The sequence below is a fragment of the uncultured Methanobrevibacter sp. genome (assembly GCF_947169325.1).
GTDB lineage: Archaea > Methanobacteriota > Methanobacteria > Methanobacteriales > Methanobacteriaceae > Methanocatella.
In genome coordinates this window covers 31015-45578 of sequence record NZ_CAMVPN010000010.1, presented here as the reverse complement: position 1 = coordinate 45578, position 14564 = coordinate 31015, and the positions used below count along the sequence as shown (strand labels likewise).

The 14564-nt window shown below is 36.6% G+C and carries 12 protein-coding genes; 5 read left to right on the top strand and 7 right to left on the bottom strand.

What is annotated here, in order from left to right; all coding sequences use genetic code 11:
* Nucleotides 1-704 (bottom strand): ketol-acid reductoisomerase (gene ilvC / locus Q0W26_RS02820; protein WP_298522158.1); only part of this gene is annotated, 704 nt, incomplete at its 3' end.
* A gap of 224 nt (nucleotides 705-928) precedes the next feature.
* On the opposite strand from ilvC, the gene Q0W26_RS02815 reads away from it, so the two are divergent.
* Nucleotides 929-3058 carry a hypothetical protein gene (locus Q0W26_RS02815; protein ID WP_298522157.1) on the top strand — a complete coding sequence of 710 codons (2130 nt, stop codon included), beginning with the start codon at nucleotides 929-931 and terminating at the stop codon, nucleotides 3056-3058.
* Nucleotides 3059-3247: 189 nt separating this feature from the next.
* Here the strand turns inward: Q0W26_RS02815 and Q0W26_RS02810 are convergent, their stop codons facing one another.
* The 3 genes from Q0W26_RS02810 to Q0W26_RS02800 are packed head-to-tail and all read right to left on the bottom strand — an operon-like array spanning nucleotide 3248 to nucleotide 5958.
* Nucleotides 3248-3775, bottom strand: a complete 528-nt coding sequence (locus Q0W26_RS02810; protein WP_298522156.1) for a carbonic anhydrase — start codon at nucleotides 3773-3775, stop codon at nucleotides 3248-3250.
* Nucleotides 3776-3777: 2 nt separating this feature from the next.
* On the bottom strand, nucleotides 3778-4263 hold the full coding sequence (ilvN, locus tag Q0W26_RS02805) for an acetolactate synthase small subunit (RefSeq protein ID WP_298522154.1): 486 nt from the start codon (nucleotides 4261-4263) through the stop codon (nucleotides 3778-3780).
* Nucleotides 4264-5958, bottom strand: a complete 1695-nt coding sequence (locus tag Q0W26_RS02800) for an acetolactate synthase large subunit (RefSeq protein WP_298522152.1) — start codon at nucleotides 5956-5958, stop codon at nucleotides 4264-4266.
* Nucleotides 5959-6054: 96 nt separating this feature from the next.
* Between Q0W26_RS02800 and Q0W26_RS02795 the strand changes: the two genes are divergently transcribed.
* Nucleotides 6055-6390: a DUF2085 domain-containing protein gene (locus Q0W26_RS02795; RefSeq protein WP_298522150.1), complete on the top strand. Its 336-nt coding sequence runs from the start codon at nucleotides 6055-6057 to the stop codon at nucleotides 6388-6390.
* Nucleotides 6377-6637, top strand: a complete 261-nt coding sequence (locus Q0W26_RS02790) for a zinc-ribbon domain-containing protein (protein ID WP_298522147.1) — start codon at nucleotides 6377-6379, stop codon at nucleotides 6635-6637. The genes Q0W26_RS02795 and Q0W26_RS02790 overlap by 14 nt, the downstream gene beginning before the upstream one ends.
* Nucleotides 6638-6642: 5 nt before the next feature.
* Here the strand turns inward: Q0W26_RS02790 and argF are convergent, their stop codons facing one another.
* The 3 genes from argF to purD form a co-directional block, all read right to left on the bottom strand.
* Nucleotides 6643-7551, bottom strand: coding sequence for an ornithine carbamoyltransferase (gene argF, locus Q0W26_RS02785; RefSeq protein WP_298522145.1), 909 nt, complete (start codon nucleotides 7549-7551; stop codon nucleotides 6643-6645).
* Nucleotides 7552-7620: 69 nt separating this feature from the next.
* The gene (locus tag Q0W26_RS02780; protein ID WP_298522143.1) at nucleotides 7621-8319 is read right to left on the bottom strand and encodes a TMEM175 family protein; all 699 of its coding nucleotides are present in this window, start codon (nucleotides 8317-8319) and stop codon (nucleotides 7621-7623) included.
* Between the two features lie 159 nt (nucleotides 8320-8478).
* Nucleotides 8479-9789: a phosphoribosylamine--glycine ligase gene (purD, locus tag Q0W26_RS02775; RefSeq protein WP_298522141.1), complete on the bottom strand. Its 1311-nt coding sequence runs from the start codon at nucleotides 9787-9789 to the stop codon at nucleotides 8479-8481.
* Between the two features lie 95 nt (nucleotides 9790-9884).
* On the opposite strand from purD, the gene Q0W26_RS02770 reads away from it, so the two are divergent.
* Nucleotides 9885-10499 (top strand): hypothetical protein, encoded by a 615-nt coding sequence (locus Q0W26_RS02770; RefSeq protein WP_298522139.1) that lies wholly within the window; start codon nucleotides 9885-9887, stop codon nucleotides 10497-10499.
* A 420-nt stretch (nucleotides 10500-10919) separates the two neighbouring features.
* Nucleotides 10920-14486: a C1 family peptidase gene (locus tag Q0W26_RS02765; RefSeq protein ID WP_298522137.1), complete on the top strand. Its 3567-nt coding sequence runs from the start codon at nucleotides 10920-10922 to the stop codon at nucleotides 14484-14486.
* Nucleotides 14487-14564 lie beyond the last annotated feature (78 nt).

The following is a 14564-nucleotide window of genomic DNA, read 5'->3' as shown; positions in this document are numbered from 1 at the left end:
ACGATGAGTTTTACTTCGTGACAGGTTTCAAAGTAAGCGATTTCAGGTTGGTAACCTGCTTCAACTAAAGTAGTGAATCCTGCATTGATCAATTCAGTGATACCGCCGCATAAAACGGTTTGTTCACCGAACAAATCTGTTTCAGTTTCTTCTTTGAATGTTGTTTCCAAAACACCTGCTTTAGTTAATCCGCATGCTTTTGCCATGCCTAATGCAAGTTGTAAAGCATCTCCAGTAGCGTCTTGTTGGACTGCTACTAAACCAGGAATACCGAATCCTTCTTCGTAGGTTCTTCTTACCATGGATCCAGGACCTTTTGGTGCAAACATTACAACGTTTACACTTTCATCAGGTTTAATCAATTCAAAGTGGATGTTGTAACCGTGAGAGAATGAAATGGTGTTTCCAGCTTCAACATAAGGTGCAATCTGTTCGTTGTATACCTTTTCCTGGATTTCATCTGGAAGCAAAATGTGAATAATGTCTGCTTCTTTTGCAGCATCTTCGATGGTTTTAACAGTCATTCCATCTTCTTTTGCTACATTCCAAGAGCTACCATTTTCTCTTAAACCAACAATAACGTTAGCTCCACTATCAGCCATATTTCTAGATTGTGCTCTACCTTGAGAACCATAACCGATTACGGCAATGGTTTTTCCTTCTAAAGCATCAGTATTTACATCTGCATCGTAATACATTTTCATTTAAAATCATCTCTTAATAAAATTACTAGATATAAAATATCACATAATAGATATGAATTTCAATATTTATAAAAGTAACTTAAAATATATGTTTAAATTAGACTTATTAGGGTGATATTATTAGAAATAAATTTTTAAAAATCTTCATATTTGCATTAATCTTATTTTTATGTGTCGGAATAGCTTGTGCCCACGAAAACGATACCGTTAATGTCAATGATGAATTGTCTGTCGATGATAATTCACAAATTGACAACATTAAAGAACTTATTGACAATTGTGAAGACAATGGTGTTGTCAATCTTGAAGGAAAGACATACGGTTTGGATGCATCAAATGAAACACACATTGTCTTAAATAAAACCGTGACAATTGCAGGAATAGACAACGAAACAGTCATTGACGGGAAAAACACTTCACTATTCCTTGACGTTAATAAAAGCAAAACAATAATTGATGACAACTCTATAATAATCGGATATTGGAAGGACGGTTATGAATTCAAATACATGGGAAAGAACGTGACCTTCAAAAACATCACATTCAAGGATTTGAAGATGACAACCTGGCATGAAATGACCTTTGAAAACTGCAGATTCATAAATTCCACATTTACAAGTTATGAATATCCAAATACATTTAAAAACTGCAGTTTTGACGAATCAGCTATTGAAATGGTCCTATTTTTTGGATATGATAAAGACTTATACCATGATCATTCAAAAATCATGAATTGCCGCTTCACCAATTCAACAATCGGATATAAAGCAGAATATACTAAAAACTACATACAGATTATCGGAGGAGACCAATTCCAAATTACAAACAGTCTAGATTTAATTAATTCAAGTTTCAGCAATTCAATTATTAGCCTATATCGCAATAATATCACAATTTCAAATTCAAACTTAAGCAATTCATCCTTAAGAAGCAGTTCCTGCATTTTTAACATTGCAAACACTGACTTTAACAATCCTAAAATCGATGTAGGATACACCACAATCTCAATATCCAAATCCAATTTGGAAAATCCGAAAATCAGATTGAACGGAGGCTATTTTTCAAAAGGAGCTGAACTGAATCTGGAAAACACTACAATAAACAATTGTGAGCTGGAAACTACAGTAACTTTCGGTTCCAGAATCGGAAGCTTGAAAATGAACAATTCACAAATCAGCAACTCCACATTCAACTTAACTTACATCAACGTGTTATTGAACAACTCCCAATTTGACAACTCCTCATTTGAATTGTTCTTCTCAGCTGCCGATATCATCGATTCCACATTCCTCAATAATGAAACTATCCTCAATACCATCAAAACAAGAAACTACAAGGAAGTGTACATATCAAAAGACGATGAAATCTTCCTGCCTTCACTGAAGGAATGTCAGGTTAAAACCGACTACAACGTGACAAACTCCTATCTGATTAACTGCAGCGGAAAGTTCGAAATCAAGGCTGATGACATTAACATGGACACCACCCACAAAATTACAGTAAATAATGAAAGCGTTTATTACTTCAACGACAAATTGGTCATCAATGTAAAGGATCATCTGGGAAATCCAGTAATCGGACTTGAAATATTCATCGAGGATTTGGATGATTACACCTATCCTACACCATCCGTTAAAACAAATTCAGAGGGAATTGCAGAGTACAGATTAAATAAGGTTGGCAATGTAAAATTAAAAATTTATTATAAAACTGAAGGCATGCTGTATAGCGATGCGGAATATGGAATAGATTTAAATTTGACAGTGAAACCAACAGTAACCGGCATTAAAGTCAGCAAGGTCAATTTCAATGCAAATGTCTATTCAAACATCAAAGGCTATCTTAAAATTGAAGCGATTGCAAACAGCAGTGCGGATTTAAAGAATCTTAAATTCTCATATAAAGTCTACACCAACGGCAAGGCAAAGACATACTACACAAAAACAGATTCAAAGGGAAAAACAACCTTTAAATTGCCTAAAGCACTTACTGCAGGAACACACAAAATTGAAATCAAACTTGTAAACACCAACATCAAAAAGACAGTTAAGGTAAAGATTGCAAAAGCGAAAACAACCCTGAAAGCTCCTAAAGTAACCAGCAAGTTTAAAAGATCCAAGTACTTCAAGGTTAGCGTGAAAAACAAGGCAACAAAAAAGGCCGTATCAAACGTTAAAGTTAAAATCAAGGTCTACACAGGTAAAAAATACAAAACATACAATGTAAAAACAAACAAGAAGGGAATGGCTAAAATCAACACCAAAAAATTAAAGGTTGGAAAACACAAGGTTGCAATCTCTTCAGCAAACAGCAACTATCAGATTAAGGCAAGCAGCCTAATTACAATTAGATAAAAAGAACGATTATGTTAATGTCATTGTCTGGTGAAACCTATCGAATTATCAATCGGCATTGACATTAACGCCACACATTTGAAAAAATGAATATGAATAAAAATGCGGATATATATCCATCACCAAAAATAACTTAAAAAAGCGAAATTGCAATCGTTAATATTAAAAAAATAGGAAAAATAGATGGGTTTAGTAACCATCTACTAAAACTTTTAGCTCTCCGGTTACAATGTCAATGATAAGACCGTGTACCGGTACGTCTGGAATCAATGGGTGGTTTTTGATTTTTTCAACGACATTTTTTACGTTTTCTTCTTCGTCTTCAAATCCACCGATCCATTCAGCCAAATCATATTTGGCGATGTCCTCTTCAGCAATGCCTCGAGCAAGCATTTTTTCTTTTAATGCATCAGCATCTGCACCGGCCATACCACATTCTGTGTGACCTACAACCAATACTTCTTCACAGCCTAAGTTGTATAAAGCAGCACCGATTGATCTGATTGCATCTTCGCCGACAATTGAGTTACCAGCGTTTCTAACTATTTTTGCATCTCCTCTTTCAAGACCTAATGCAGGTTCGAAAAAGTCAATCAATCTGCAGTCCATACATGTCAGGATAGCTAACTTCTTTTGTGCATGGTGAGACATTTCTTTGCCTTCAAAGTTTTCAACGAATTTCTTATTATCTTCTAAAACATTTTCCAATATAGTCATTTTTATACTCCCCTTGCCATTGCAGTAAGGCCAGTACGTGAAATCTTTTTGATTCCATAACCTTTTAATAAAGATATGAATGCATCTATCTTTTCAATATCTCCCGTCAGTTCGATTATCAATGTTTCTTCGGTTACATCAACAATCTTTGCCCTGAAGATATTTGTATATTGCATTATTTCTGCTCTTGCCTTTTCATTAGGAATATTGACTTTGATAAGGCACAATTCCCTCTGAACAGCATTTTTAGTGATATCTTTAATCTTGATAACATCAATTACCTTGTTGAGTTGTTTTGTGACCTGCTCCAGACCCTTTTGATCTGCCCTGACGGTTATTACCATACGGGACAATCCTTCCACTTCAGATTCCCCAACGGTAATGCTGTCAATGTTAAATCCTCTCCTGTTAAATAGGCCAGCTACCTTCTGTAAAACACCCGGCTTGTCTTCAACCAGTGTGGAGATAACGTGATAATTTTCCAACATCTAAATCACATCCTTTTCAAGTTTGTATTCACCAATCATTTCATTGATTCCGGCTCCAGGCGGAAGCATAGGCAATGCCTCCTCGGAATCTATTACAATATCCAATAGGATTGGTTCATTATCCTTAATTGCTGAAGCAAGAGCCTCTTTAGTTTCACCAGGCTTTGTAATTCTAACAGCATCCACCTTGAAACTTTCAGCCAATTTAACGAAATCAGGACTGTCCTGGAATTCTGTCTGTGAGTGCCTGCTATTATACAGTAATGTCTGCCATTGATATACCATTCCCAAGGTTCTGTTTTCAAGAACGACTGCAATTACAGGCAAATCATAATCATGGACTGTTGCAAGTTCCTGACATACCATCAGGAACCCGCCGTCACCGTTGATTGATACGACAGGGTCTTCCGGACATGCAACTTTAGCTCCGATTGCTGATGGGAATCCGAATCCCATGGTTCCAAGCCCTCCTGAGGATATGAATTTACGAGGCTTTTGGGTGTCATAAAAATGAGCCGCCCACATCTGGTTTTGGCCTACGTCAGTTGTCAATATGGATTCAGGAGTCAAAACTTCTGAAATCTCCTTTATGACTGTTTGTGGCTTCAACGGTACGTCATCATAAGTTACCCTTGGAAGCAGTTCCTGCTTTTTATGCTTAATCATGTCGGCCCATGACTTGACGTCAGTGGATACCTCATGATTCTCCAAGGTCTTGTTTAATGAGGCTAATACGTTTTTGGCATCGCCGACAATCGGCAAATCAACATCCACATTCTTGCCTATTTCGGCAGGGTCTATGTCAATGTGAATGACTTTTGTATCCGGAACAAAGCTATCGAGTCTTCCAGTGGTTCTGTCTGAAAATCTAATACCGACAGCTATCAGCAAATCGGATTCGTTAATGTAATCATTTGAAACTTTTCTTCCGTGCATACCAAGCATGCCTAATGACAAATCATCAGTTTCATCAACTGCCCCTTTACCTAAAAGTGAAGTCATTACAGGAGCATTTATGGTTTGTGAAAGCTTTTTTAATTCACAGCATGCATTGGATATTATAACACCTGCACCTGCAAGGATAACAGGTCTTTTAGCTTGCTTTATCAAATCCCTGGCCTTCTTAATTTGCCTTATATTACCTTTAATTGTTGGATTATATCCAGGAGTGCTTATCACTGAATCATCAAATTTTGTGAGTTCGCCTTCCTGAACCTCTTTTGGAACATCAATCAAAACCGGACCCGGCCTTCCGCTTGAAGCAATTTCAAAGGAAGATTTGACCATTGAAGGTATCAAATCAGGATCTTTAGGCTGGAAACTATGCTTTGTAATAGGCATTGTAATTCCAACTATGTCCGCTTCCTGAAATGCGTCATTTCCAATCAAATGAGTGGGAACCTGTCCGGTAATTGCCACAATTGGAGAAGAATCCATGTATGCAGTCGCTATACCAGTGACCAAATTGGTTGCTCCGGGACCGGAAGTTGCCAAACACACACCCACTTTACCTGAAGCTCTTGCATATCCGTCTGCTGCATGAGCTGCGCATTGTTCGTGTCTAACCAATATATGCTCCATGTCTGAGTCATATAGCATGTCGTAAAATGGTATGGTCTGTCCGCCAGGGTAACCAAAAATTGTTTTTACACCCATATTTTTAAGGGATTCAATTATCGCTTCTCCGCCTCTCATTTTAAAAACCTTTTTATATATTATACACTTACTTATGAATAAAAAAATATATATAATTATCTTATTAAATTTAATGTTAGTAAATTGTGTGATAATATGAACATTACAAAATACTTATGCCACAGGATTCCGGAGAGAAGCTTCTTTTTCAGAGGCCATCAGTTCCCAGTATGCGCCAGATGCACAGGATTCTATACAGGGCTGGCCGTTTTTTTAATCTGGAACTTCTTCTTCAAAATCAGTTATGACATTAACACTTTGATAATGTCAATGATATTGATGGTTCCGGTGGCAATCGACGGCATCACACAATATTTCGGACCAAGAGAGAGCACAAACAACTTACGGTTCATTACCGGTTTCATTGGTGGAATCGGCTTGATAATATTTTTGAAAATAATAATGAGGTGGATTTTGAATGTATTGCTATAAATGCGGAGAAAACAATCCTGATGAAGCAAAATACTGTAAAAACTGTGGATCATTGTTGAAAAAAGAAGAAACGGTTAAAAAAGTTGAAGTAATCGACAATAACAATCAAAATTCAAACAACAGCTACAAAAGCACAACTACAACCACATCAAGCAGTTCAAGCAGCGACTCATCAATGTGGATTGGATGCTGCTGCGTAGGTTTAATTGTAATCTTCATCATTTCCGCACTGTTCAGCGGAATATAACATTATTAATCTTTTAGATAATAATATAAGACTGCCTTTTGGGCATGCATCCTGTTTTCCGCTTCATCATAGATTACGGATTGCGGCCCGTCAATGACATCGGCAGTTACTTCCTGACCTCTTATTGCAGGAAGGCAATGCATGAAAATAGCGCCCTCATTTGCAAGAGCCATTAAATCTGTATTGACCTGAAACGGTGCAAAGTCAATTTCCCTTTGGGCAGCTTCAGCTTCATCACCCATACTTACCCAAACATCAGTATAAACAACATCGACGTTTTCTAAAGCGATGCCGATATCGTCGCTGACAGTGATTTCAGTATTGTTCTCTGTAGCGAACTCTTTAGCCTTATTTAAAATTTCTTCATCAGGTTCATAACCTTTAGGGCAAGCTACAGACATGTCCATTCCCAAAAGGGGAGCGATAAGTAAAAGGGAATTGCAGACGTTGTTTCCGTCACCAACAAAACAGATTTTTTTGCCTTCAAAGGTTCCGAAATGTCCCTTGATTGTCAATGCGTCGGCAAGGGCTTGGCATGGATGTTCCAAATCCGTAAGTCCGCTTATTACAGGTACATCGGAATATTTGGCTAATTCTTCCACATCACTATGTTTGATGGCCCTGATCATTATTCCATCAACAAAGCGACTCAATACTTTAGCGGTGTCCAAAATCGGTTCTCCTCTTCCCATCTGCAAGTCATTGGATGATAAGAATATGGCTCTTCCGCCCAGTTGATACATTCCTACATCAAAAGAAACCCTTGTTCTTGTTGATGACTTTTGAAATATCATTGCCAATGTCTTATCTTGAAGAGGTTTTTCTTCCATCTCACCCGCTTTAATTTTACTAGCCAAATCGAGAATGTATGTAACATCCTCCTTAATATCACAAACAGATAATAAACTATCCATCTTAAATTCCCCTTTTTATAATTATAAAAAAGAATATTTGTAAAAGATATATATTAAATGTTTCTATGATTACATTCTATAATGAATATCCCTTAATGTTGAGATTACCGGAACCAGCAGAAACAGATAAATGAAGTTGCGGGAAACGTTGAAGTCCAGCAGGTTTACGACAACAGTTAATCCCATTATTATAAGGAGGGTATTAATAATATGTCTTTTTTCACTTTTGGAAGGCATTTCTTCGAAAAATCTTCTTGAATCAGCATAGTAGTACATCAGTAAAAAGAACACTATTGTTAAAAATATGTTCAGGCCAAATAGGGTTTCTGATAAGAAGAAATGAGAATAATTTCCAATCAGTGAAGTCGAAAACGGTATGAATGAAATGCAAATCAGGAATAGTATGTTAATCCATAGATAAGGAATGTTCAGCCTTTTGATCTTTATGAATTCATGATGGTAAATCCAGAATGAACTGATTAAAACGAAACTGACTATTGTAACGCCGACGGTTGGTGTTAATGTTGAGATGAATGATATGAAATCAGAATAGCTGGCAATCTGAAGTTCCGGCAGCGCAATACCGAATACCAGCAATGTCATTACCATTCCGAAAATTCCGTCGGTAAGTCCCATCAATCGGCCGGGATCGATGTCAACATCACTTTCAAATGCCAGTTTGAAACGCTCATAATAGCTTAATCTCCTATTTACTTTTCGAAGATGTTTCTTTTCTTTTATAGCACTTCTGTATTCTGAATTATTCAATTCCTTTGATAATTTATTAAGCTTTTCAATATAATCCTCATCCGAAGAGTTTTCCTTTAAAATCTCAAGTCTATGATGAATATCCTCCTTAAACTCATCTAATTCTTCAGGACTATATCTCTTAATTTAAACCACCAAAATTAAAAAAAGAAAAGAAATTTAGTTTAAAATTTCTTTCATATGTTCTACACGTTTATTTACAAGGTCTGTTGTGCCTACATCCCTTCTGTGGTAAACATTACCTTTAACGAATTCACATGCCTTTTCAGCTACCTTTTCAGCTTCTTCTATGGATTCTCCACTGGCTACAATTCCCAATGCCCTTGAACCGGACAGGTGGATTCCATCATCTTCAGCTGAAACCGCTGCATAGAATACTTTTGCACCCATTTCCTCAATGGCTGCTTCGTCAACTTCAATGACTTCTCCTGCATGTTCTGTTTCAGGATAGCCGTCAGGCACGATGTATTTGCATACGCTGGCCTTGTCTTCAAATTCCACTGAATCGAGATTTCCGTCAACAATAGCCCGGCAGACTTCAACCAATGGAGTTTTAAGTAAAGGCAATACGTTCATTGCTTCCGGATCACCGAATCTTGCATTGTATTCAATGAGTTTCGGTCCGTCTGCAGTCAGCATGAACTGACCGTATAGAATACCTTTGTACGGTTCTGCCTCTTCAGCAATAGCCTTTAAGGTGGATTTCATTATTTCCACTGCTTTGTCGTAATCATCCTGGCTTAAGAATGGCAACAGACCTCCAACATCGGAGTATGATCCCATACCACCAGTGATTGCACCGACATCACCTTCAAATGCATGAGGATGGTCCTGTGCTGCAGGCATCGGTGCCAGGTGTTCGCCGTCACAGAATGCCTGGATAGTGAATTCTTCACCAATTAACCTTTCTTCGATGATAACTTGAGCAAATCCACCCATTACATTATCAATAACTTCGCATGAGTATTCCTTTGCCTCTTCGTTGTCTTTTAAGTGGTCACCTACAATCTTAACCCCTTTACCACCGGTCAAACCGACAGGCTTTACAACAACGTCACGGTCAAACTCATCGAGGAATTTGGATACGTCTTCGGAGTTGTCGAACACCTTATAAACCAAAGACCCCTCGATTTCATAATCTTCGAACAGTTTTCTCATGAATGATTTATCAGTTTCAATTCTGGCTGCGCTTTGGGTTGGTCCAACACATTTTATTCCGTTTTTTTGAAGCTCATCCACAATTCCTTTTCCGAGTGGAGCTTCAGGACCGATGAATGCAATGTCAATTTCATTTTCAACTGCATATTCCGCAACCTTTTCAACTTCCCCTTCATCACCTTGTTTGAATTCTGCAATCTTGCTCATTCCAGGGTTGATTTTACTCATATAACAATATAATTCCACATCATCCTTAAGTGCATCAGCAATAGCATGTTCACGAGCACCAGTACCAACTACTAAAACTTTCATGGTTAAATCTCCTTATTGTTTAAATATATGTAACTAAAAATATTTAAAGAGTATATATAGTATTGAAACAAAATAATAAATCATTGGTGATATTAATGAATAGGAATATAATAATAGCACTTATAGTTATTTTTTTAATTATTCTAGCAGGAATCATTACCTTTGCACAGTCAAATGTCAAAGTAGATTCACAAATTGATATCTTAAGCAATGCCAGTTTGAAAAATGGAGAAATGGTTGAGTTTCAGCTTCTGGACGCCCAGGGCAATCCATTAGCTAACCAAAACATCAGCATTTCCTTTGGAAGTAATGGTCAAAGCGAACAGCTATCCATCATTACTGATACTGAAGGAAAAGGTGCACTGCTTATAAATAACGAAACCCCAGGAAACTATAACGTGAATCTAAGTTATGCAGGTGATGATAGACACAATGGCTGTTCAGCAAGTCAAAACATAACTATTGGCGATGGATCATTTGAAAGCAGCGAATATTCAACAACTGAAAGCAATGGTGACTATTCAAGTGCTGCGACATCAGATGCATCTTCCGCATCATCCCAATCCTCATCAGATTTGCAATATGACAGCGAATTGAATGTGCAATATGATTCAAACGGAAAGATTGTCGGTGGTCAAAACGATGGTGCAAACATTGAAACCGTTAGAAACAATCCACAGCAAGTTGATTCCGAAGGAAATCTAGTTTGATTAAAATTATCGGCTAAAGCCGAATTATATTAAAAATTGAAAAGAGGAAATGAAAATTTCCTCACTTATTTTACTTTTATACTTGTTTAAAGGTAAGTAACTTTTACAGAGTATGTTTTGCATTTTTTAAACTTATTGATAACATTCTTTTTAACAGTAAATTGAGCCATTCCCTTTTTGTTGGTTTTGCCACGCATGTTTTTCCGTTGAATTTGAATGTTTACAAAAAGCAAGATAAAACCTGTTTTTAATTGATTCAAAATTTATTCATCCAGAGTTTAGTCTTATTTGTAAATATTATAAATTAAAGAGCATTTGTAATTATTGATTATATTTTACACCAAAATACATCACAAATCAACAAATTTTAATAATAAATTTGATTATACAATATTATATATCAATTGAGGAGAAGATATTTTGAAATTTTATAGGATAAGTATCATCTTTTTGATTCTATTGGCGTTTTCCATCGGCGCCGTTTGTGCTGAGGATGTAAACAATGCAACCTTAGATACAACCGACAGTGATGTCATATCCGCCGGTGATAAAACATTTACTGATTTATCGAATTTAATCAATTCATCCACATCAGCCACAATTGATATAAAAGATGATTATAAATTTAATAGTGAAAAGGACACTCAAAAAAGAATTATTATTGAAAACAGTAAATTGAATTATACTTTCAATGGAAACAATCATGTGATTGACGGCAGCGGCAGCGCAGGTCTTTTCAGGATAGTCAATTCCACAGTAACATTAAAAAATCTTGTCATTAAAAACTGCAACAGCTCAGCAATAGTTTTAGATAATACAGTTTTAAATACCGTGAATGTTACTTTTGAAAATAACACTGATTTAAACTCAGCAGGCTCAATATTAGGTTATCAAAGTACCCTTACAAGTAACGGAGATAAATTTATAGACAATTCTGCCAAATATGGTTCTTCCATATATTTGATAAGAAGTGAATTTGATGGACAAAACGATTTATTTACAAGCAAGATTCCGGTTAACTGGGCGATGCTGTATGGTAGTGATTCAGACATAAGAATCGCAAATTCAGTTTTCGCAAATTCAACTTCAAGATATGCAACCGCAATTTACAACAATTATATAACCGTAGTTAAAAAATCAAAATTCATCAATCTTTATGCAAACCTCACAGGAGGAGCAATTGCAATCAAAGGTGACAACGAATTAGGCAAGCCATCACAAACAATAATTCAGGATTGTGATTTTATAAATATCACTTCCGCTAAAAACGGTGGAGGACTTTACATAGACATTGCAGCCACTAACGAAAGAACCGGAGGAGTTTTAATAAACAATTCCAACTTTATCAACTGTAAATCCATGTTTGGAGGAGCATTATTGCAGTTAGGCGGCACATTAAACATCATCTATTCCAATTTTGAAAATAACGTCGCATGGATTAGCGGTGGAGCAGTCTACACATCAAATACAACAACATATGTTGGAAGATGCGATTTTACAAACAATACTGCTGAATTTATGGAAGGAGGGGCGCTGTTCATAGACTTTGGTAATCTTGAAAGTGAGCTCAACAAGTTCATTAAAAATAATGCAACCACCGGAGGAGCAATCTACCTTTATGACAGCTTATACACCGTCGTGAAATGTGACTTTGCAGACAACGGTCAGGCAATCTATTCCTGCTATGACAATAAAGGATCATATCAAAAAAACAATAACTTCGGAAAGGACAAAGTCGTCATAGACCAAGAATTCTTTGAAACATATGTTAATTATGCAGGAAAACAGATTATTCTAAACCCTTTAAAGATTGAAGGCTCACCAAGTGATTCCTACTTTAATCTGGCAAAACAGGGATTAGTGACTCCAGTCAGAAATCAGGGATCAATGGGTTCATGCTGGGCATTCGGTATAACAGGGGCTTTGGAATCCGCATTCCTGATTGCAACAAACATTTCCCTTGACATTTCCGAAAATAACGTTCAAAATTTAGGGTTAAGATACTCCCGTTATGGAGATGTTAGTAGCATTGAAGGCGGAAACTACGTCACTGGTTCAGGCTATTTCCTGGGATGGTTAGGTGTAGTTTCAACTGAAAATGATGAATATGACGAGCTTGGAAAAATATCCCCCGTCATTTTTGATGAAAATGCATATCACATAGTTGATGCAATTTTCGTCAATATTACAGATTCACAGGGCTTAAAGGATGCATTGACAAAATATGGTGCATTGGATTTATATATTTTTGGTGCTGACAGGAATACAAATTATTACAATCCCGACACCCATGCACTGTATTATAACGGGAACATAAGCGGAAACCATTATGTCACTTTGGTCGGTTGGGATGACAACTACCCAGCGGACAACTTCAAAATCAAACCTGAAGGCAATGGAGCCTGGATTTGTAAAAACAGCTGGGGAACAGACTGGGGAGAAAATGGATACTTCTACTTATCATACTATGACAACTCCCTTAAAATAGGCGCATCTGCAGTCGGATTCGTAATCAACAACACTCAACTGTACAACCATCTTTACCAATATGACGTATGCGGATTTTCCGAATCCTACTATACCTTCAAGAAAGGTCAGGGAGAATACATGAACGTGTATTATGCAACCGACGAAAATCTGATTGCCGCAGTTGGAACCTACTTTGAAAATGCCAATGAGAACTATACAATTACAGTTTATGTAAACGGCAGTGAAATGTATTCACAATCTGGAAAATCCGCATTTTTCGGATTCAATACAATCAAACTGAACCAATATATCTTAATAAATGAAGGAGATAATTTTGCAGTCAAAATCAAATGCAGTTCTGCACCGCTACTTGAATCCTCAAGAATCATTTTCCAAAAGGACGTATCCTTCATTGACTCAGGTTCCGGCATGTACGACACATCAAACGATTACCTTGTTGTTATTAAAGCATACACAGTCGAAAACCCAACCTTTATTGAAAATATCAAACAATATTACTCCGAATTCAATAAGTTTATAGCCTACAGCGATTTGGAAGGTGCTGTTTTGACTTTAAAACAGAACGGCACAGAAATCGCCAAGGCAACCGTTAAAGATGGAGAAGCCAATTTCGGCGTTGTTTTAAAACCTGGAATGTATGCACTGCACAATCCAGTAAATGGAACAACAATCATTAGCAATGTTGAAATATTAAGCACAATACAAATCCCAAATGAAATAACAATCGGATACAATACTCAATTAAAAATAACACCAACATTCATTGATGATTGGGGTAACGAATTGAAAGGCGTGGAAATCACATATAAATTCGACAATGAAGCTGAAGGCAAAATCAAAACAGATGAGAACGGTGAGCTTACCTTTGAGGTTCTCCAGGGAACAAGCATCGGAACCCACAAATTAGCAGTTAACAATCCTGTTACAGGAGAAAATCTTACAATAACAATTAATATCGTCTCCAGATTCGTTGGCAACAAAAACATTGCCATGTACTACTATGACGGAAGTAAATACAGCGTGCGTATTGTTGGCGATGACGGCAAATTTGTCAGTGCAGGCAAATTCGTATCCATCAAAATAGGTTCCAAAACATTCAACGTGAAAACCGATAAAGACGGTTATGCAACACTGACAATTCCGAATACAATAACTGTCGGAAAATACACCGTTGTGGCAACCTATGAAGGTCAAAGCGTTAAAAATACCCTTCAGGTAAAACAGGTATTGAAATCAACTAAAACAGTTACAGTTAAAAAATCAGCTAAAAAACTTGTTTTGAAAGCTACCCTTAAAGGCAAAACCGCTTTGAAAAATAAAGTGGTCAAATTCAAAGTGAACGGCAAAACATACTCCGGAAAAACCAATTCCAAAGGAATTGCAAAAGTTACCATTAAGAAATCTGCTCTTAATAAGCTCAAAGCAGGTAAAAAATACACTGTAACAATTAGTTACTTGAAAAATACAATAAAAACAACTTTAAAAGTTAAACGTTAGAGAATCACTTCTCTAACCCTTTTCTTATTTTAAAAGATTTAATTTGTCTCATCCACTAAATTGTTATTTTTCCCCGTA

Coding starts and splice junctions, on each gene's coding strand:
- Q0W26_RS02810 (WP_298522156.1), bottom strand. CDS start 3,775: ATGACTATATTGGAAAATGTTTTAGAAGATAATAAGAAATTCGTTGAA.
- ilvN (WP_298522154.1), bottom strand. CDS start 4,263: ATGTTGGAAAATTATCACGTTATCTCCACACTGGTTGAAGACAAGCCG.
- Q0W26_RS02800 (WP_298522152.1), bottom strand. CDS start 5,958: ATGAGAGGCGGAGAAGCGATAATTGAATCCCTTAAAAATATGGGTGTA.
- Q0W26_RS02795 (WP_298522150.1), top strand. CDS start 6,055: ATGAACATTACAAAATACTTATGCCACAGGATTCCGGAGAGAAGCTTC.
- Q0W26_RS02790 (WP_298522147.1), top strand. CDS start 6,377: ATGTATTGCTATAAATGCGGAGAAAACAATCCTGATGAAGCAAAATAC.
- argF (WP_298522145.1), bottom strand. CDS start 7,551: ATGGATAGTTTATTATCTGTTTGTGATATTAAGGAGGATGTTACATAC.
- purD (WP_298522141.1), bottom strand. CDS start 9,789: ATGAAAGTTTTAGTAGTTGGTACTGGTGCTCGTGAACATGCTATTGCT.
- Q0W26_RS02770 (WP_298522139.1), top strand. CDS start 9,885: ATGAATAGGAATATAATAATAGCACTTATAGTTATTTTTTTAATTATT.